Annotated in this window: 18 protein-coding genes; 6 read left to right on the plus strand and 12 right to left on the minus strand. The window is 62.9% G+C overall.

Translation table 11 applies throughout. The features are described from left to right. Positions 1-56 precede the first annotated feature (56 nt). Positions 57-722: a leucyl/phenylalanyl-tRNA--protein transferase gene (aat, locus tag CW354_RS03490; protein WP_104828665.1), complete on the plus strand. Its 666-nt coding sequence runs from the start codon at positions 57-59 to the stop codon at positions 720-722. Here aat and CW354_RS03495 read toward each other — a convergent pair. Genes CW354_RS03495 through CW354_RS03505 form a run of 3 tightly spaced genes read right to left on the minus strand, consistent with a single transcriptional unit; the run spans position 674 to position 2275 of the window. Further along, a complete protein-coding gene (locus tag CW354_RS03495) occupies positions 674-1336 on the minus strand; it encodes a DUF2155 domain-containing protein (protein WP_133162152.1) in 663 nt (220 codons plus the stop codon). The genes aat and CW354_RS03495 overlap by 49 nt on opposite strands. After that, the gene (mlaD, locus tag CW354_RS03500; RefSeq protein ID WP_104828666.1) at positions 1336-1839 is read right to left on the minus strand and encodes an outer membrane lipid asymmetry maintenance protein MlaD; all 504 of its coding nucleotides are present in this window, start codon (positions 1837-1839) and stop codon (positions 1336-1338) included. The genes CW354_RS03495 and mlaD overlap by 1 nt, the downstream gene beginning before the upstream one ends. Positions 1840-1864: 25 nt before the next feature. After that, complete coding sequence (locus tag CW354_RS03505) at positions 1865-2275, minus strand: NADH:ubiquinone oxidoreductase subunit NDUFA12 (RefSeq protein ID WP_104828906.1); 411 nt, start codon at positions 2273-2275, stop codon at positions 1865-1867. A gap of 205 nt (positions 2276-2480) precedes the next feature. Between CW354_RS03505 and CW354_RS03510 the strand changes: the two genes are divergently transcribed. From CW354_RS03510 to CW354_RS03520, 3 genes are all read left to right on the plus strand, one after another. Continuing rightward, the gene (locus CW354_RS03510; protein WP_104828667.1) at positions 2481-6239 is read left to right on the plus strand and encodes a vitamin B12-dependent ribonucleotide reductase; all 3759 of its coding nucleotides are present in this window, start codon (positions 2481-2483) and stop codon (positions 6237-6239) included. A 112-nt stretch (positions 6240-6351) separates the two neighbouring features. Further along, on the plus strand, positions 6352-7212 hold the full coding sequence (locus CW354_RS03515; protein WP_104828668.1) for a pentapeptide repeat-containing protein: 861 nt from the start codon (positions 6352-6354) through the stop codon (positions 7210-7212). Positions 7213-7240: 28 nt separating this feature from the next. Then, a complete protein-coding gene (locus CW354_RS03520) occupies positions 7241-7546 on the plus strand; it encodes a hypothetical protein (protein ID WP_104828669.1) in 306 nt (101 codons plus the stop codon). 63 nt (positions 7547-7609) lie between these two features. Here the strand turns inward: CW354_RS03520 and CW354_RS03525 are convergent, their stop codons facing one another. The 3 genes from CW354_RS03525 to CW354_RS03535 form a co-directional block, all read right to left on the minus strand. Continuing rightward, positions 7610-8437, minus strand: coding sequence for a lytic transglycosylase domain-containing protein (locus CW354_RS03525; RefSeq protein WP_104828670.1), 828 nt, complete (start codon positions 8435-8437; stop codon positions 7610-7612). Between the two features lie 60 nt (positions 8438-8497). Beyond that, positions 8498-9631, minus strand: coding sequence for a glycine oxidase ThiO (gene thiO / locus CW354_RS03530; RefSeq protein WP_104828671.1), 1134 nt, complete (start codon positions 9629-9631; stop codon positions 8498-8500). A gap of 107 nt (positions 9632-9738) precedes the next feature. After that, a complete protein-coding gene (locus CW354_RS03535) occupies positions 9739-10317 on the minus strand; it encodes a hypothetical protein (RefSeq protein ID WP_104828672.1) in 579 nt (192 codons plus the stop codon). Positions 10318-10571: 254 nt separating this feature from the next. Here CW354_RS03535 and CW354_RS03540 point away from each other — a divergent pair, with 254 nt between their 5' ends. Beyond that, positions 10572-11795, plus strand: a complete 1224-nt coding sequence (locus CW354_RS03540) for a cation:proton antiporter domain-containing protein (RefSeq protein ID WP_104828673.1) — start codon at positions 10572-10574, stop codon at positions 11793-11795. A gap of 65 nt (positions 11796-11860) precedes the next feature. Here CW354_RS03540 and CW354_RS03545 read toward each other — a convergent pair whose 3' ends face one another. Then, positions 11861-12577 carry a protein kinase domain-containing protein gene (locus tag CW354_RS03545; protein ID WP_133162153.1) on the minus strand — a complete coding sequence of 239 codons (717 nt, stop codon included), beginning with the start codon at positions 12575-12577 and terminating at the stop codon, positions 11861-11863. Between the two features lie 52 nt (positions 12578-12629). Next, complete coding sequence (locus tag CW354_RS03550) at positions 12630-13424, minus strand: ion transporter (RefSeq protein WP_104828675.1); 795 nt, start codon at positions 13422-13424, stop codon at positions 12630-12632. 255 nt (positions 13425-13679) lie between these two features. Between CW354_RS03550 and CW354_RS03555 the strand changes: the two genes are divergently transcribed. Beyond that, a complete protein-coding gene (locus CW354_RS03555; protein ID WP_104828676.1) occupies positions 13680-16178 on the plus strand; it encodes a coiled-coil domain-containing protein in 2499 nt (832 codons plus the stop codon). A 4-nt stretch (positions 16179-16182) separates the two neighbouring features. Here CW354_RS03555 and CW354_RS03560 read toward each other — a convergent pair whose 3' ends face one another. The 4 genes from CW354_RS03560 to CW354_RS03570 form a co-directional block, all read right to left on the minus strand. Further along, positions 16183-16644 (minus strand): hypothetical protein, encoded by a 462-nt coding sequence (locus CW354_RS03560; protein WP_133162154.1) that lies wholly within the window; start codon positions 16642-16644, stop codon positions 16183-16185. Between the two features lie 39 nt (positions 16645-16683). Continuing rightward, positions 16684-16977 (minus strand): hypothetical protein, encoded by a 294-nt coding sequence (locus CW354_RS22930; protein WP_133162155.1) that lies wholly within the window; start codon positions 16975-16977, stop codon positions 16684-16686. A 69-nt stretch (positions 16978-17046) separates the two neighbouring features. Further along, complete coding sequence (locus tag CW354_RS03565; RefSeq protein WP_104828678.1) at positions 17047-17688, minus strand: ABC-type transport auxiliary lipoprotein family protein; 642 nt, start codon at positions 17686-17688, stop codon at positions 17047-17049. Further along, entirely contained in the window at positions 17688-18608 is a 921-nt protein-coding gene (locus CW354_RS03570; protein ID WP_104828679.1) for an MlaD family protein, read from the minus strand. Before CW354_RS03570 ends, CW354_RS03565 begins: the two co-directional genes overlap by 1 nt. Positions 18609-18621: the final 13 nt, after the last annotated feature.

Consider the following 18621-nt stretch of genomic DNA (forward strand, 5'->3'; position numbering starts at 1 on the left):
GTTTGGCGCTTTTTCCACAGATGACGGCCTGCGGCGGCATGTCGTAGACTGGCCCCATGCCCCGCGATTCGGCGACAGCGATCCCCACCGAGGACCTCCTGAAGGCCTATACCCTCGGCTATTTCCCGATGGCGCGCGCCCGGGACGACGCGCACGCCGTCTGGGTCCTGCCCGACGAGCGCGGCGTCATTCCTCTCGACCAGCCGCATGTGCCGAAAAGGCTGGCGCGGTTTCTCAAAACCGAGCCCTTCGAGATCCGCATCAACGCCGCCTTCGCGCAGGTTATCGCCGCCTGCGCCGAGGCGACCAACGCCCGTCCCGAAACCTGGATCAACGACGCCATCATCGAGGCCTATACCGAGCTTCATTTTCAGGGACGCGCGCATTCGGTCGAATGTTGGAAAGACGGCCGGCTTGCAGGCGGGCTTTACGGCGTCGTCATGGGCGCGGCCTTTTGCGGCGAGAGCATGTTTTCGCGGGAAACGGACGCCAGCAAAATCGCCATGCTGCATCTGATGGCGCGCTTAAAGATCGGCGGCTTCCACTTTATCGACGCCCAGTTCTACAACGAGCATCTGGTGCAGTTCGGGCTGATCGGCGTGCCTGACGCCGATTATCAGATCATGCTGGCGAAAGCGCTTCAGGCGGAAGCCGATTTCTTCGCCGCGCCCGATCAGCTGTCGGCGTCCTTGGTTTTGCAGTCAATCACCCAGACGTCATAGACAGGATGCTCAAGCGCATTGAGCGCCGGGCTCGAGGCGAACATCCAGCCGCGGAAAATATTGACGCCGTCGGCTTGCGGCCCTTCAAGCACTTCCGGCGCGGGCGCCGGCTTTTCCGCAGCGTCGGCTTCGCGCAGCGGCACGGCCTCGCCGATGGGCTCGCCCGGCAGAACCTCAAGTTCTTGCGTCTCGATCTCGTCTTCGAGAATCTCCGGCTCCTGAATTTTCAGATCGCTCTGCCGGTTTTCATATTCAAGATCGTAAATTTCGAGAAAGGCCGTGGTTTCCGGAAACTCTTCCGGCGGACGCTTGTCGCAGGTGCGCGGCAGGATTTCGAGCGACCCGAAGCGGGCGATTTCATTCATGCCGATTTCAAGATCGGTGTAGCGCGCGGTGATCTTGTTGAGCGCGCGCAAGGTCACCGAAACCGGCTCGCGCTCGTCCTTTTCCGAAGCGCCGGCGAAAGGATCGTCTTCGGAGCGGGAAAGCGCGTCGAGCTCGCTTAAGGGTTCATCAGCAGCTTCGTCATCAGCGGGCGCCTGCGCCGCCAAGGGCGCCGACATCGCCAAGGCCATCGCCAGAACACAAACGCCGAGACCTGAAATAGGGCGCATCAAAACTCTCCCAGCGGGTCGGCGTTTGCATTATCGCCGGCTTTGTCCCCGTCGCTGGCGGCCTGGTTGGTGAAGGCCTGAACCGCAAGCCCTAAGAGATCGACCGAGCCTTGCGTGATGGTGATCTTGTCGCCCGCGCGCAGCATTTCTTCCGAAGCGCCCGGTTCAATCGCGATATGCGCGCCGCCAAGCAGGCCGTCGGAAACGACTTTCGCAATGGAGTCCTCGGGAATCTCGACATTGCCGTCGATCGCAAACTCCACATTCGCTTCATAGGTGCGCGAATCGAGACTGTTGGCGGAAACGGCGCCGACCTTGACGCCGGCGATCCGGACTTCCGACCCGACCGTCACCCCGTCGACGCGGCCGAAGACGGCGGCGATCCGGTACTGGTCGCGGCCGATGCCTTTGCCGCTGACCCCGTAAGCATAAGCGAGGAACGCCGCAGCGATGGCGATCACGACGGCTCCGACAATGGTTTCGAAAAATCCGGCGCGGCTCATGGGTTCGCCTCCCCTGTTTCAGCCTTTAGGCGTTGTCCGGCGTCCAGGCTTCGTAATCGTCGTTCACATCAGCCGGGCCGCCCGGGCGCGACAGGCTGCCCTTGGGATGATAGGCGAGCGGCGTGCCGGTCATGTTCGGCAGATGATCCTGCTCGAAGGCGCGGCGCGTCAAGGGCGCGACCGTCGGCGCTTCCTCAAAAGTGTGATGCAGCCAGCCATGCCAGTCCGAGGGCACGCGCGAGGCTTCGGCGACGCCATGGTAAACCACCCAGCGGCGCCGGCGCTTGCCGTCGCTGCCCGGCAGACTTCCATCCCGCTCCTCGTAATAGCGGTTGCCCTGCTCATCGGTCCCGACCAGGCGGGCCCCCCTGCGCCAGAGGGTGAAGGAGGTGCCGAAGGTGGTCGAATTCCACCAGGTGAAAAGCTGTGAAAACATGCGGGGTCCCGAACTCCTGAGGGCCTTTATGGCCCCGATAAGCGGCGCGAATATGGCGCCCGTCGCCAGGCCCCGCAAGAGAGGCCGCCAAGCCGGGCCTGGAGGGCGCTTTTCCCTTGAATTGCAAAGAAAACGGGTGGAGCCAAGAGGGCCGGATGACTATATTTGGGGCTGGAGGCAAAGCTCCGCCCCAAGAGAAGGTTCTATGCGCATCGAACGCCGCTTTTCGGAGGAAAAAGGCGCGCCTTATGGCGGCGTCGTCTTCCGGCGCGCGGATTCGGAGATCCGGAGCCTTTCCGGCGAGATCATCTTCGAGATGCGCGACATCGAGGTCCCCAAGGCCTGGAGCCAGACCGCGGTCGACATTCTCGCCCAGAAATATCTGAGGAAGGCCGGCGTTCCCGCCAAAACCAAGCGCGTGAAGGAAAAGGGCGTGCCTGTGTTCCTGCAGCGCTCCATGCCGGACATCGCGGCGCTCGCCAAAATGCCCGCCGGCGAACGCTACGGGCCTGAGACCTCCGCCCGAGAGGTGTTCGACCGCATGGCCGGCGCCTGGACCTATTGGGGCTGGAAAGGCGGCTATTTCGACGATGAGGAAGCGGCTCTCGCTTACATGGACGAGATGCGCGCCATGCTGGCCCTGCAGGCCGGCGCGCCGAACTCGCCGCAATGGTTCAATACCGGCCTGCACTGGGCCTATGGCATCGACGCCGCCGGACAGGGCCATTTCTATGTGGACCATGCGACCGGCGCCCTGACCGAGTCCGACAGCGCCTATGAACGCCCGCAGCCGCATGCCTGTTTCATTCAGTCGGTGGACGACAGTTTGACCGGCGACGGCGGCGTCATGGATCTGTGGAAGCGCGAGGCGCTCCTGTTCAAATACGGCTCCGGCTCCGGCACAAACTTTTCAAACATCCGCGGCGCGGACGAACCGCTTTCAAGCGGCGGCAAAAGCTCCGGCCTTTTGAGTTTCCTGAAAGTCGGCGACGCGGCGGCGGGCGCGGTCAAATCCGGCGGCACCACCCGGCGCGCGGCGAAAATGGTGGTCGTTGATATCGACCATCCCGACATCGAAGACTTCGTTTCCTGGAAGACCCGCGAAGAGGAAAAAGTCGCGGCGCTCGTGTCCGGGTCGCGCCTGCTCGCCAAACACCTCCCCCGCGTGCTCGACGCCTGCTGGCAGGGCGAAGGCAAGGTCGGCGATGCTCAGGACGCGCGGTTCGACCCGAAACAGAACGAAGCGCTGAAAACCGCCGTCAAGGAGGCGCGCCAGGCCTTCGTTCCCGACGCGTCGATCCGGCGGGTCATCGATTTCGCGCGTCAGGGCTATCGCCGCATCGATGTGGAGACATTCGATCTCGACTGGGATTCGGAAGGCTACCGCACGGTCTCCGGCCAGAACGCCAACAACTCCGTGCGCGTCACCGACGCATTTCTGTCCGCCGTGAATGACGACGCGACATGGTCGCTGACGCGGCGCACGGACGGCGAAACCACCAAGACCATTCGCGCGCGGGCGCTATGGAGCAATATCTGCTCGGCCGCATGGACCTGCGCCGATCCGGGGCTGCAATTCCACGACACCATCAACGCCTGGCACACCTGCCCCGCGGGCGGCGAGATCCGCGCCTCCAATCCGTGCTCGGAATATATGTTCCTCGACGACACGGCCTGCAATCTCGCTTCGCTCAATCTTTTGAAGTTCAAAACCGAAGACGGCTTCGACGCCGACCTCTTCGAACACGCCTGCCGCTTATGGACGCTGACGCTCGAAATCTCCGTCCTCATGGCGCAATATCCAGCCGCCGAAATTGCGCGCCGGTCTTACGATTACAGGACGCTGGGCCTCGGTTTCGCCAATCTCGGCGGTCTGCTGATGTCTTCCGGCGTTGCGTATGACAGCGAGGAAGGGCGCGCCGTTGCGGCGGGCGTATCCGCGCTGATGACCGGCGCCGCCTATCGCGCCTCGGCCGAAATCGCGTCCGCCGTCGGGCCCTTCCCGCAATTCGCCGATAATCGCGACGCCATGCTGCGGGTCCTGCGCAATCACCGCCGCGCCTGCGCCGGCACGGCGATCGGCGGCGCCTTTGAAGGCCTCGCCGTCGAGCCCATGCTGTTCGACGCCGACGCCTGCCCCTGGGGCGAGTTGACCGAGGCGGCGCGCCGGGTCTGGAACGAAGCTTACGAACTCGGGACCATCAACGGCTTCCGCAATGCGCAGGTTTCCGTTGTCGCCCCCACCGGCACCATCGGCCTCGTCATGGATTGCGACACGACGGGCATCGAACCGGACTTCGCGCTCGTCAAATTCAAAAAGCTCGCCGGCGGCGGCATGCTGAAGATCGTCAACCGCGCCGTGCCCGCCGCCCTGCAATCGCTCGGCTATTCGCAAGCGGAGATCGAGGACATCGGCTATTACGCGGCGGGACGCGGCACGCTCGAAGGCGCGCCGGGCGTCTCGCTTGTCGATCTGCGCGGCGAAGGGTTCGAAGACCGTCACATCAAGGCGCTCGAAGACCGGCTCAAAACGGCGTTCGATCTGACCTACGCTTTCACGCCGCAGGCGCTGGGCGAGGATTTCTGCATGCATGTCCTCGGCATGCGCGAAAGCGAGCTCAACCTCACCGGTTACGAAGTCCTGCGCTTCCTCGGCTTTACCGACGAGGAAATCCACCAGGCCAATCTTTATTGCTGCGGGGCGATGACCGTCGAAGGCGCGCCGCATCTGAAACAAGAGCATTATCCGGTCTTCGATTGCGCAACGCCCTGCGGGCGCATCGGCACCCGCGCGCTTCCCGTCGAGGCGCATCTGAAAATGATGGCCGCGGCGCAGCCCTTCATTTCCGGTGCGATTTCGAAGACCGTCAACCTGCCGAATTACGCCAGCATCGGCGATTGCGCGAAAGCCTATATGCTCGCCTGGCGGATGGGGCTGAAATCCATCGCGCTTTACCGCGACGGCTCGAAACTGTCGCAGCCGCTCGCCGCCGCCCTCCTCGCTCCGGAAAGCTTGGAGCAAGAAGAAGAAGACTTTGAAGCCGAGATCGCAGACGCGCCCGCGGCGGAGAAATCGAAAATCGTCGCCGAACGCATTGTCGAGCGCATCATCGAACGAACGCCGGGCCGCCGGCGCCTCCCCGACCGACGCAAGGGCTATATCCAGAAAGCCATTGTCGGCGGCCACAAGGTTTATCTTCACACCGGCGAATTCGACGACGGCGAGCTCGGCGAAGTCTTCATCGACATGCACAAGGAAGGCGCGGCCTTCCGCTCGCTGATGAACAATTTCGCCATCGCGGTCTCGCTCGGCCTGCAATATGGCGTGCCGCTCGAAGAGTTTGTCGACGCTTACGTCTTCACGCGTTTCGAGCCGGCGGGCCCCGTTCAGGGCAACGACCAGATCAAGAACGCAACCTCGATCCTCGACTATATTTTCCGCGAGCTGGCGATCTCCTATCTCGGGCGCGCCGATCTCGCCCATGTGCACCCGGAAGAGACCGCCATCGATTCCATCGGCCGCGGCGTCGATGAAGAAAAGACCCAGGCCGATGCGACGAAGCTGATCTCGAAAGGCTTCTCGCGCTCCACCGTCACCGACAATCTCGTCATCTTGCGCGGCGGCGATTTCGACCGGCTGCGCCATTCGGCGAATGAAGCCGGCAAGCCCCAAAACCAAGAGCAGGACGAAGAAGAAGACATCGAGGTCGAAATCGAGGATGTCGACGAGGAGGCCCGCGCCGAAAGCGCGCCGGAAATCGAGGCGCAGATCGCCAAGCTCGCCGACGCCGTGAACCAGAAGGCGCCGCGCGGGGTCCTCGCCACGCCGGGGGGCGCGCGATCCGAAGCGCGCATCAAGGGCTATGAAGGCGACGCCTGCGCCGAATGCGGCCAGTTCACGCTGGTCAGGAACGGCGCCTGCCTTCGCTGCGACAGTTGCGGCGCTTCCACGGGATGTTCGTAAGGCCTCGTTAACTTTTTAGCGCCGGACGACAAATTCGAAATTCATCCTTAATCGAACATTGACCCGCTCGGGCCTAGCTTGGCAATCGAACAAAACCGGGGAGTCTGCCGCGATGAAGTTGATCGCGCTTATTATTGTTTTGATGATCGCCGTCCTTTCGGTCGTGACAACGGTCACGCCCGGCTCGAGGAACTATAAAAAGAAAAACCCCGTCGTCGAAGTCGCCGAGATCGGCAAGGAATTCGCCAAGCCGCTCGCCCAGGTCGACCAGATCGGACCGGAGCTCGAAAAAGTGCTCGACGGCGCCGGAGTCAAACTGCCGGCCATCGCCGTCGGCAAGCTGGACAAGGAAGAAGACCTCAAACACGCGGTTCAGGATTTCAACGGCTCCGTCTTCTCCAATCTGGACCTGCCGAAGACAAATTTCGCCAGCTCTTACGTATCCAACGCGCAATTCGACCAGGCCCTGCTCGACGGCGCCAGCCTTGAAGGCGCGACCGGTGATATGGTGAATTTCAACGGCGCGCGCATGGCCAAGGCCAATCTCAACGCATCGATGTTCCGGAATTCGGACTTCTCCGGCGCCGAGCTGCGCGAGGCGAAAGCCCGCGCCGGCGATTTCACGGACTCGCAGTTCATTGACGCCGATCTTTCCTTTTCAAGTTTCGCCGGCGCGAAACTCGCCAAGACGGACTTCCGCGCCGCCTATGGCGCGGGGGCGTCCTTCATCGGCGCTGACATGACGGGCGCGCATTTCGAAGGCGCCGACTTTACCGGCGTGCGCTTCAGCGCTGCGACACTCGACAAGGCTATTTTCACCGGCGCCAATCTGAAAGCCGCGACCTTTGACGGTGCAAGACTTCACGGCGCGGATCTTTCCGCTGCGGTCAATCTCTCGACGGAGCAACTGGCGAAAGCCTGCATCTCCGCCGACACGAAACTGCCCGAAGGCGTAACGGCCCCGCGCTGCTAGAAAACCGCTAGCTGCAACAGGAAATGTTATGTGCGAATTTTTGGCCGGCATTATTGGTGCTGTTGTGGGCGGCGCTATTGCCATTGCTGGCCAATGGTTAAAGCATCAGTGGGAAACACAGGAGATGCGCAACCGTGACGAAAAGCGCAAAAAACTATTGAAGCAGATGTTGGATAAGCCTGGACCCAATGGTTGGCGAAAAATGGAAACTTTATCCGGTGTAATCGGAGCCAACCGCGATGAAACAGCCCGACTGTTAACTGAAATTGATGCGCGATCATCGGAAACAGAGGGTGACGTATGGGTCTTTATCAAAGATAAGCCGTTACCGTAAACGGCAAGCCACAATTATACTACTCATCCTTAGCGCTAAACTGATCCCAAGCAGCGGTTTACCTCAAGAAGTAAGGCCAGACTCTTCTTCGTCGCCTTCTTCGCGCATTAACGTCGCATCGAGCGCGTCGAGAACGGCGAGCGCCGTGGCGCTCATGCCTGTGGAGGCCGGCTTCGTCGCTGGCGCTGAAAAGGCGTCCACGATCTGATGCATGTAATTCCCGACCGGCGAGACGCTGCGCGCCGGTTGCGCCTGCGCGAAACCAGCGTCCGGCGCGGCCTCGCCCATCATGGACTGCGCGATAGAGGCGACGACTTCACCGACGCTTTTGGCACGCGCGCCGTCGTAAAACACAGGCCGGTTCGCCGCCGCCGCCTGCGGCAGCAAATCGGCCGCTTTCACATTGGACGCGGCGGACAGAAGCTTCACCGCGCCCGACGGCCCGAGAAAATGCGCCGTATAAAGATCGGCGCTCGACGCCGCCCGGCCGAGCCGGCTTTCAAGCATAGTCTTGTTTTCGTTTGCGAGCTCGCCCGCCATGGCGGAGGCCGCCTCGGCGTTGAAGCGCAGATTCAAAATCTTTTCGCGCGCCGCCGGGTCCGCGACTTCATAGCGGCCATTGGCGTTCTGCGTGATGGCGTTCGCCGCCGCGCCGAGCCCGTGGTCGCCGCCATATTGTTTCACCGTCGAGAGCCAGGTCTGTTCGATGAATTGAAACAGTCCCGCCGCACTCGAGGTTTTGGCCTGCGCGTTCGGATCGAAGCCGCTTTCGCGGGCCGCCATCTTCATCAGAAAATCAAAGCCTGCGCCGGTGGAGGCGCTGGCGCGCTTGACCGCGCCCGTCACGAGCACAGTCCCGGTCGTGCCGGCGGCGGCGATTTCCGTCGTCATCTGCAGCCCCTCTCATGGCGCAACAACCCGTTAATCTGGCGGCCAATCGTCAATAAAGCGCTAACCATGTTGCGCCGGTCCGAACCGCCCCAGCCCGAACGGGGCGATGTCGACCGGCGCTTCGCGCCCCAGAATAAGCGCCGCCATGGCTTCGGCCGCCGCCGGCGCGTGGAGAATGCCGTTGCGGTAATGGCCAAGCGCGAGAAACCGCCCCTCGCCGTCCTGCCCCAGGATCGGCGCGCCGTCGGGTGTGCCGGGCCGAAGGCCCGCCCAGCGCTCGATCTCGGGCGCGCCGGCGAGCGCCGGAACCGCTTTCACCCCATTGGTCCGCAGGCCAGTCACCGCCGCCGGCTCCACTTCGAGATCGTCGCGGCCGATCTCCTCGGTGGCGCCGATGACAAGCCGGCCATCCGCCTTGGGGCAAAGATAAGCGCCGGGCGCGCGCACCACCCGGCTCAAAAGACCGTCTTTCACCGCGATCGCGACCGCCGCGCCCTTCACCGGATAAACGAGCCCCATGGGAACAAGACCGCTGACGGCGCCGGCGGCGAGGACCACCTTGTCCGCTTCGAAACGCTCGCCATTGGCGCCGACGAGTTCGTAACCGGCGTCCTTTCGGTCGACGCGCGCTAAGCGCACCGCAAAAGAAGGCGTCTTTTTTTCCGCCAGCGACGCTTTCAGCGCTTTCACCAGACGCCGGGGGTCGACCTGCGCGTCTTGCGGCGCATGCAGCGCCGCAATCACGGCCTCCGACAGCGCCGGCTCCAGGACCCGCGCCTCGTCGCCGGAAATCATCTTTGCCGCGCCGCCAAGCGCCGAGACCATGGACGCCTGCACTTCGAGCGGCGCGCTGTCGTTTTCGCCATAGGCGACGGCGAGCATGCCGTCCGGGCGATAATCGATGAAAAGGCCGGTCTCTTCTTCGAGGGCGGCGGCGTATTCGCGCCAGAGCGCGAGCCCGCGCGCGCCGAAACGATAAAGCGCCTGGCTCAAAGCCGCGGGCAGCTCGCCATATTCGAATGACGGCGCCAGCATGCCCGCCGCGGCGTGGCTTGCGGACGGGATCGCCCCGCCGCCCGCTTCCGCGGCGTCGAAGACGGCGACGCGCGCGCCTTCCCTGACGAGCGTCCGGGCGAGCGCCAGGCCAATAACGCCGCCGCCGACAATCGCAATGTCAAATCCTTTAACGCTCATCCTGCCCTTTTGGCCGCTGGCGCCGGTTTTGTCATCTCATGCATGCTGCCGCCTTTTGTCATGCCGGTGTTGAGCGCCGCCATCCGCCGCGCTCGCTGACGCAATCGTTACGCGCCGCCTTCTTTCTTTTCGTCTTCCGGAACCGGCCAGGCGATGAGCCGCGTCTTTTCGCGCGAGCCGACGGAAGAGCCGAAAAAATAATTGACCACCGCCGCCGTCATCGTGGCCAGCGCGCCGAGCATGATCGAAAACTCCGTCTCGGCGCCGGCGGGCAGCTTTTTCGCCACCATAACGCCGAGCACAAGAAAGAAGCCGAGAATGACAAGCGCGCCCAGAACCGACGGCGTCCAGTCGTCCATCTTAACCTGGCGCGCGCGCGCATTGGCGCGGTCGCCCGCATCGATACGCATTTCCTCGACACGCGCCTGACGCAACGCGAGCTGGAACTCCTGTTCGGCTTTTTTGATCGCAAGAAGGTGTTCGGGCCCCGCGCGCTCCAGCGCATCGGCGAGCGTGTCTTCGCTTGCCGCATCATCGCCGAAAACCGCGCGCGACAATTGCCCGACCGCCGCGCCGGCGAGCGGCCCGCCCAGCGCATGAGCCAGACCCGGCGCGATGCGCGCAATCGCGCGCTTTATTCTGCCGCGGCTCTTCGTTTCTTTTTCGAAGTCCGGCGAAGCGTCCATAACAACCTCTCACACAACAAAGTTCGCCGCAGATCATAGAGCCGAAAAAAAACCCGTGGATATCTATCCACCAAAAAAATTTCCGTGATAGAATGGTGCATCCGCAGTCCGTCCGGGCCCGGAATATAGGGCTAAACGGGCTAATTCTATCGAAAATTCAATTTGCAATTGCGCGCGGATCAATCCAAAGTTGCGGTTAATGATTCGGCGCGCGGCAATAGCGCCGAACGGCAACGGCGGACAAAAAACTCCCAATGGCTTTCGCTATCGCAGCGGCCTTACTGGCCGCACTGTTTTTGATTCTGGGTCGCGGCAAGGTCTTCAGCCTGAAGGCGGTTGACGCGGCGGCGCGCGCGCCGGCCGCGATGCTGGCCTTGGGCGCAGGCGCCTCGCTTGTCTGGCGAGTCGCCGGCGCGCCATTCGCGCCTTCGGAGTGGACCGCCGCCGGGGCCGACGCCCTTCTCGCCCTCATCGCCTTTACCGCAGCTGCACAATTTCGAATCACCAAGCTTGCGAGCGTCTGCCCCGCCTCCTTCCGGCTGACCATTGGCGGGGCGCCGATCTTCCTCGTCGTCTGCGGGCTCGCAGCCTTCATTCTGGTGCCGCAGCTTTCCTTGAGCGCGGCCTTCCTCCTCGCCGGGGCGCTCACCCTCAACGGCGCCGCCTTCGACCGCCGGGCGGTCACCGGCGCGCCGGCCCCCTCAACGTTAAAAGCCGCGGTGCGGCTTGAAAGCGCGGCGATCCTCGCGCTCGGCATTCCCGTCGCCGTCATGCTCGAAGCGGTCGCCACCGCCGCGCCGCAGGACATGCCGCTGGCGACGCCGCTCTTCGAGGCCTCGCGCGGTTTCCTTATCGCCTTTGCGCTTGGCGGCTCTTTAGGGCTCGCCGCCGCCCATTACGGCAATTTTCATCGCTTCCGGAAAAACGCCGCGGGTTTCGCCGTCGCCGCTGGCGTCATCGCCTTTGTCGCAGCGCCCTTTATCGGCGCCCATGCGGTGATCGCCGCCGCCGCCGCCGGGCTTTTATGGGGCGAGCAGACCCGCGCGCTGACCGTGACGCGGGTGCGCCTGCGCCGTTCGGCGGAGCGCCTCGCCGCGCCGCTCGCATATCTCGGCTTCGGCGCGGTTCTGGCGCCGCGCATGCTGCAGGCGGATCTCCTGATCGTGCTTTTCGCCGCGGCGGCCGTCACCATCATGCGCGCCGGGCCCCGCCTCGCCGCGCTTCGAAAAACCAGCCTGCCCCAGGAAAGCCAGATGTTTCTCGCCTGGTTCGGCGGCGCGCCGGGCGTCGCCTCGGCCCTGTTCCTGATTTCGCTGTTCGATGCGCCGTCGATCATGGCGCAGGATGCGGTCCTCACCGTCGGCGCGGTCGCCGTCACGTTCGGCATCCTCGCCGCGCGCATCACTTCGCGGCCCCTCGTCAAACTGCTCTTGAAACAGACGGCGCTCGCCCGCAGACGCGCGAAATTCGCGGGCTAGATTTAAGTGGTCGCGCCGGTAACGCGAAAAACCGGCTTCCGCTTCTTCACCTAGCGCTTTGGCCCTCACCACTCAAACGTCTCAAGATGCGCGCGCAGGTGAAACACCGTCGGGAACTTTTTGAGAATGAGATCCGAGCGGTTGCCCATGCAGATGTCGCGGATCGCCTGGGGCTGTTTCCTGTAATGCTCGCGCCCGCCGACAAGATCGTAAAGAAGCCGCGCCACGCACAGGATGTCGGCGCGCCGCTCCACCGCCGGGGTGCGGCCCCAGTCGTGAAAATCGATGGTGCGCACCCGAAAGAAAACGCCGGTGCGTTCGACGAAGATGTTTCCCTTGTGAAGGTCGCCGTGAAACTCCTTGCGAGCGTGGATTTCCTCAAGCCCGTTCACCAGCGCATAGGTGAGGTTGAGCGCCTCGAAAGCCGGCATGCGTCCGCCGCGATAGCGCTTCAGCATGTCTTCAAGGATCGCGCCGCCGAAATATTCGCTGATCAGGCAATAGATGAAGCGGTCGTCGATCCACACCTCCTCGGCGTGGAGATATTTGACGACGATATCGCAGTCCCGCAGCGCGTCGAGCTTGCGCGCATAGCGCTGGAAGCGTTTCGCGTTCTGTTCCTTCGAGCGGTAATAGAGCTTCGCCGCGCGGGTGAGGCCCGTCGCCTTTTCGCGGATCTTGTAGACCTCGCCTTCCGAGCCCGCGCCGATGGGTTCGATCACCTCGTAACGCCAGGTCAGCCGGTCGCCCTTGGAAAGGCCGAAGGAATGTGGCTTGCTCATGAGGATCGGAAAGTCGCATTTTTTGCGCCCGCCGAAAAGCGGGAAGAAAAGACTAAGACGCCGGCGGCAGGCGTTTCGCCAAGCCCTCAATCTCCGCGCGCAAGGCGCTGATTTCCTTCCGGATCTCCGCCTGTCCTTCCATCACTTCGTCAACGACGGGTTCGCTATCTTCCTCCACCACCCGCACGACGATGGCGACGAAAAGATTGAGCATCGTAAAAGTCGCGATCAGGACGAAGGTCAGGAAAAAGACCCAGGACCGGCTGTGCGTCTCGGAGACCTGCGAGGCGATGTCGGGCCAGCCTTCAAGCGTCATCACCTGAAACAGGGTGTACATTGCCTGAAAGACGTCGCCGAAGAGGTCCGGATGGGCGGGGCCGTAGAGATTGGCGGCGATCACCGCGAAGACATAGACAATGAGCGCCAGGACGACCCCCACCGAGGCGATGCCGGGAATCGAATCGAGCAGGGCCGAGACCACCACCCGCATGCGCGGAATGACGGTGATGACGCGCAAGACCCGCAACACCCGGAAGGCGCGCAGGGCCCCGAGGCCCGAGGTCGCCGCCCCCACCGAGACGAGAACGATCAGGAAATCGAAGACATTCCAGCCGTTTTTGAAATAGGCGGCGCGCCAGGCGATGATCCGGAGGCCGATCTCGACGACAAAGGCGTAGATGATGCCCCGGTCGACGGCCATCAGCCAGGGCCCGGCCCCGTCGCGCACCCCGGAAAAGGTGTCGGCCCCGAGAATCACCGCATTGATGATGATCAGCCCCAGCACCACGCCCTGAAAGGCGTCGCTTTCGATAAAGCGCTGCAGCGCGGTTTTTTGCTCGTCAGTCATTCGGGCCGCTGCTTGGGGAAAATCGTCCGGAAAGGCGCGTAAGCCAGCTTCTACGGGGATTCTGACGGGCTGGAAATTGAAGCCCCTTCCCTAATCGGGGCCGGATGCGCAAATATTGCCAAAAGGCAAGGCGGGGCGGCGTCCGGTTTCTCGCTCAAGCGATTGGCGGGCTTTACAAATTCCGCTATGCGGGTGCGTTCGGGCGGGTCTTCGCCCATTACAAGAGACTTCGGCGTTTCTAAAGAGGCCGGCCAGGTGAGCGACAACGCAGACGAAAACGAAGAGCGGCAAGCCCGTCAGCCCGATGACGGCGAGGCGGACGACAATCCGCGCATGCGTTTCAAAGGCATCATCGAGTCCGGCGCGCGCGCCGCGGCCGGCTATGGCGCCGGCGCTGTCTCATACGTTTCCGGCGGCGAACGGCGCTGGAACTCCATGAGCCGGCAGGTCTGGCAGATGGCGCGCCTCACCTCGGTTTTCGTTTTCTTCTCCATGATCGTCGGCCTGCCGCTCGGCAACTGGTTCGCGCATCGCCAGTTGAACGCGCTCACCGGCGCCGACCGGCCCTGGAATCCGCTCGCCGCTTTTGAAATCGAAACGCTGCTCTTTGCGTTCATCATCCCGGCGCTGGTTTTGTTCATCGGCTATGCGGTCTCGCGTCTCATCGAAATGATCCGCGCGGCGGAATCGATCGCCGCCGCGGCGCAACGCATCGTCACGCCCGATTTGGCGGCGGCGGAAAACGCGGACAGCGTCGGCGCCGTGGTGCAGGGCCACATGACCGCGCTGAATGAAGGGCTCGACGGCGCCCTCACCCGTCTTGCGTCGGTGGAAGCGATGATCCGCCAGCATGTGGAAGCGATCGAGATCGCCGGCGAAGCCATTGAGGCGCGCGCCACCGGCGCCGTGGGCCGCGTCGCCGATGAACGCTCGCGGCTGATGGAGCTCACCGAAACGCTGAACGCTCATGCGGACAGTTTCGCCGCGGCGATTGCGGAAAAGGCGAAGACAACCATCTCCTCGCTCGAATCCGCAGAAATAACGACAGTGCAAGCGGAAAAGGATTTCGACGAACGCCTGCACCGGCTTGAAAGCGCCGCCGAGCGCGCTTTCAATTCTTTTGAATCCCTGCGCGACGCCCTGCGCGATGTCGATGAATCGATGCGCGCCTCGGCCCAGGCCATCGACGCCTCCACTGAAGAAACCAACGCCGCGACGCAGCGGGCCAAAGCCGCCGCCGACGCAGCCGCAGAGTCCGCCGCGCGCAACGCCGCCAATATCGGCTCCGCCGCCCGCGCCGCATCGGAAGAAGCGAAAAAAGCCGCCGAGGAAGCCGTTGAGACGGCGCGCGAACACGCGACACGCACGGCGAAATCCGCCATCGATGCGACCACTGAAGAATCCGCCAAGGTTCAGGACGCCGCCGCCAAGGCGCTCGAGGACATTACGAAGTCAACCTCCGACGCGCTGACCGCCGCATCGGACGGCGCCTTGAAAGCCACCAAAGCCGCCGAAGACGTCACCGATGCGGCGCGCCGCACCGGCGAGGCTGCGGAAAAAGCCTCAACCGATGTCGCCGCCGCCAGCGACCGCGCCCGCAAAAGCTCCGAAGACGCCATGAAATTCTCCGAGACCGAAGCCGCGCGCATTGAAGAACGCAACCAGGCGCTCGCCGAAGCGCGGGCCGCGCTGGAAAAGGAAAATGCGCGCCTTGAATCGCTGATCGACGAACAGAGAAAACGCGCCGACCGCCTCGCCGAAGCCATCGCCTCCCAGACCGACCGGTTGTCGCGCCTCGCCGAAGCGCAATTGCGCGAGCAGGAAGCCGCCGCCCGCCTCGCCGAAGCGCAAAACGAAATGCAGGCCCGCGCCGACCGCCAGGCCGCCGAGAAAAAGAAAGCGGAAGCCGCCGCGCGCCAAACGACAGATGAAGAAGAAGCCAGAAAAACGGAAAAGGAAGCCGAAGCGACGCTCGACCTGACGCCGGCGGCCCGCCGCAAGGAGCCGCCGCTGACGGCCGCAAAAACCGCCCCGGAAATTCCGCCTCAAGGAAAACCGGCCCCTGAAAAAGCGGCGGCGCAGAACAAACCCGCCGAAGCGTCCGCGGCCCCGGCATCCGGCGAAAAGCCCGCCGCAGCGCCGGCGAAAAAGCCCAACGGCGCGGCGCGCCTTGACGAGCTCGCCCGCGACATCGCCGAACGCCGCCCGAGCAAGCAAGCGGCGGCGAAAGAACCGCCGCTGACGCTCGGCAGGGACGAGAAAAGCGCCGACGGCAAGCGCAACAAGGGCAATGTGTCCTGGCGCGAAATCCTCGACGCCGCCGAAGAAGCCGCGCCGCTCGATCTCGGCAAGGCGGCGAAAGACACGGATGCCGACGCCGATGCGCGCAAACAGGCCGAAGACGCAATCCGCATCATTGCGCAATTGCAGGATTTCACCCACGAGCTTGAAACCCGGCTTTACGGCGACCCGCCGCCGGCGCTGCAGGAGCGTTTCGAACGCGGCGACCGCAATGTCTTCGCCAACCGCCTGTTGCGGCTCAACGAGGCCGACGTGAAGCGCCGCATAAGAACGGAATCAGGGCGCGACCGGCGGTTCGAATCCGGCGTGCATGAATTCCTGCAAGGCTTCGAACAACTCTTGGAAGACGCCACCACGTCGGAAACCGCCGACGAAGAGCTCGAAGAATATCTCTCCTCGCCGCTCGGCCGGGTTTATCTCCTGATCGGCGCCACGGTCGGTTATTTCGCCTGACGCGTCACTCCGCGGTCACGACGTCGGTGATTTCCGCGAGCAATTCATCCCCGCACATCACCGCCGCCGCGCGATATTCCTTCGCGATGGCCGGGCCCTCATAACGCACATTTTCGGTCGTGATCACTTGCGTAACCATGCCGTCCGGCGCCGTCGCGGTCAGATGCAGGCGCTGCGCCGGAACGGCGCTGCGGTCCGCCATGCCGGCCTCCCAGGAAAACGTATAGCCGGGGGTCGGCATGTCGACGGCGCCTTCGACGATCAGCGTCGTCTCTGCGCCCGGACCGGGCATGGCGTTCACCCAGGCTTTCCAGTCGCGCGAGTCGATGACCGGGCAGTCGCCGTTATCCGGCATGGCGGGCTCTTCTCCTGACGGCGCGTCCGCGCCCGGCGATGACGCCTGCTGCGCGCAGCCGGAAAGCGCGAACATCAAGGATGCTGCAACAAAGGAACATGCGTTTTTCATGATGTCTGCTCCTTAACCAGAACCGTTTTGTTCAATATGTTATAGATTATAAATATCTACCGGTTCACCTGTATCGTCATTTACCCATGTAATATCTTTCGGGGCATATACTTCTGGGTATCTGATTATCTCTCGATATGTCTCTTCCCATGTATCCCACAAAGGCTGAATTTCACCATTTTTATCTTCTTCATCTACAACAAACACCCAACCGCTCACCATTTCTGGCGGAGCATCATTTGGAATGGGTAGCTCTTTAGTAAGATACAAATACCTCTTTGGAGGCCCTACATATTCTGCTTTGTAAGAAACTGTATATGACTTGGTTTCCATGGCGCACCTAAATGACAGGGCGCAGAATAAAACCTGCGGCAGGCGAAGTCCAATGGGACGAAAAGCGATCTAGCCGCTGAGCGATGCGGAGGTTTCGCCCTTCAGCGCTTCGCCCTCTTCATAAACCCAGCCGACAAGGTCGGCGATGACGTCGTCGAAAGCGGCGTCGAACGCTTCATAAGCGTCATCCGGTTCGGTCGAGCTTGCCGGCATGCGGGCTTCGAATTTGCGCGCGGCGTAAACCGTCCCCTTGCCGTCGGACAGGCGCGCGTAAACGGAGACGTCGGCGGCGCGGGTTCCGCCACTCACTTTCAGCTCCATGCGGCGAATGTCCGTCTGTAAAACAAGATCGGCGACAGGGATCGCCGTGCGGTCGCCGACGCCGAGAATGCGGCCCGCGTCTTCGAAAGTCTGAATGACCGCGGTCTGGAAAAGCCGCGGCGCGCGGTCCGCCCATTCTGCGCCGGCGAGATATTCGATGCGGCCCGGCGCCGAAGCGACCGCGATGCGCACGGAATCATAGACCCGCGTCGCGCGCGGCTCGTCCACGACGAGCGAAAAGGAAAGCCGCGGGCCCGACAGCGCGCCGGCGTCCGCCGCAGCGATGTGAAAGCGCGGTTTCGGCGGCGCCGCTTCAGGCAGCACCGAAACGCAACCCGACGCAAAAAGCGCCAGCGCGGCTGCGAAACCGTAAAGGAAAAATCTCGTCATTACTCATCCCCCGCATATTCGGGCGCGCGTTCGCCGAAGAAGTAAGCGTTCGGATCGCGGTCGATTTCACGCAGCATGGCGTCGAGCGTGCGCATCAAACGGCGCGCCTCGGCAAGCGCCGGCGCCACCTGGCCCAGTCCCTGATCGGCGAAGACGCGAATGGAGGCGCGGTTTTCAGTCGTAATAGCCCGCACCTCTTCGACCAGCGCGCGCGATTCCGACAGGAGCGCTTTGACGTCCTCGGCCGCAGCCTGCGCGTCGTTCTCCATGAACTCCTCAAGGCTCGACGCCGCAGAGTCGAGCTTCGACGTCACATTCGCAAGGTCCGTCGTCACGGTGTTCAGATTCTTGATGATATGGACAATGTCTTCCTCATTATCGGCGAAGGCGCCGGTCACCGTCTCCACATTGGAGATGATGTCGGAAATATCATTGATGTTTTCATCCGACAAAAGACGGTTCGCCTGGGCGAGCATATCGCCGGAGCCTTCCAGAAAGGCCGCAAAGCCCGCCGTATCCGCCACGATCTTCGGAACGCGTTTGTCGCTGACATCTTTCAAAAGCGGCTTATCGGCGCTGCCGCCCACCAGCTGAATGACGGCGAGACCGGTGAAGCCGACAAGCTCCAGCTCCGCCTTGGTGTCGGTCTTGACCGGCGTGTCCTTGTCGACGCGCACGCGCGCGACGACGACGCGAGGATCTTCCGGGTCAATGGAAAGCGTCTCGACTTCGCCCTTCTGGATGCCGTTGAAGCGCACCGCGGCGCCGACCGAAAGGCCTGACACGCGTCCGGTGAAGATCACGTCATATTCATCGAATTCGCGCTGGGTCTGCGACATCTGGATGATGACGAAAAACGCAAGCGCGATCGCGATCAACACGACCGAGCCGATCACGACGTAATGCGCGCGCGTTTCCATTGTCTCTAGCTCA

Source organism: Hyphococcus luteus, assembly GCF_002943565.1.
GTDB classification, from domain to species: domain Bacteria; phylum Pseudomonadota; class Alphaproteobacteria; order Caulobacterales; family Parvularculaceae; genus Hyphococcus; species Hyphococcus luteus.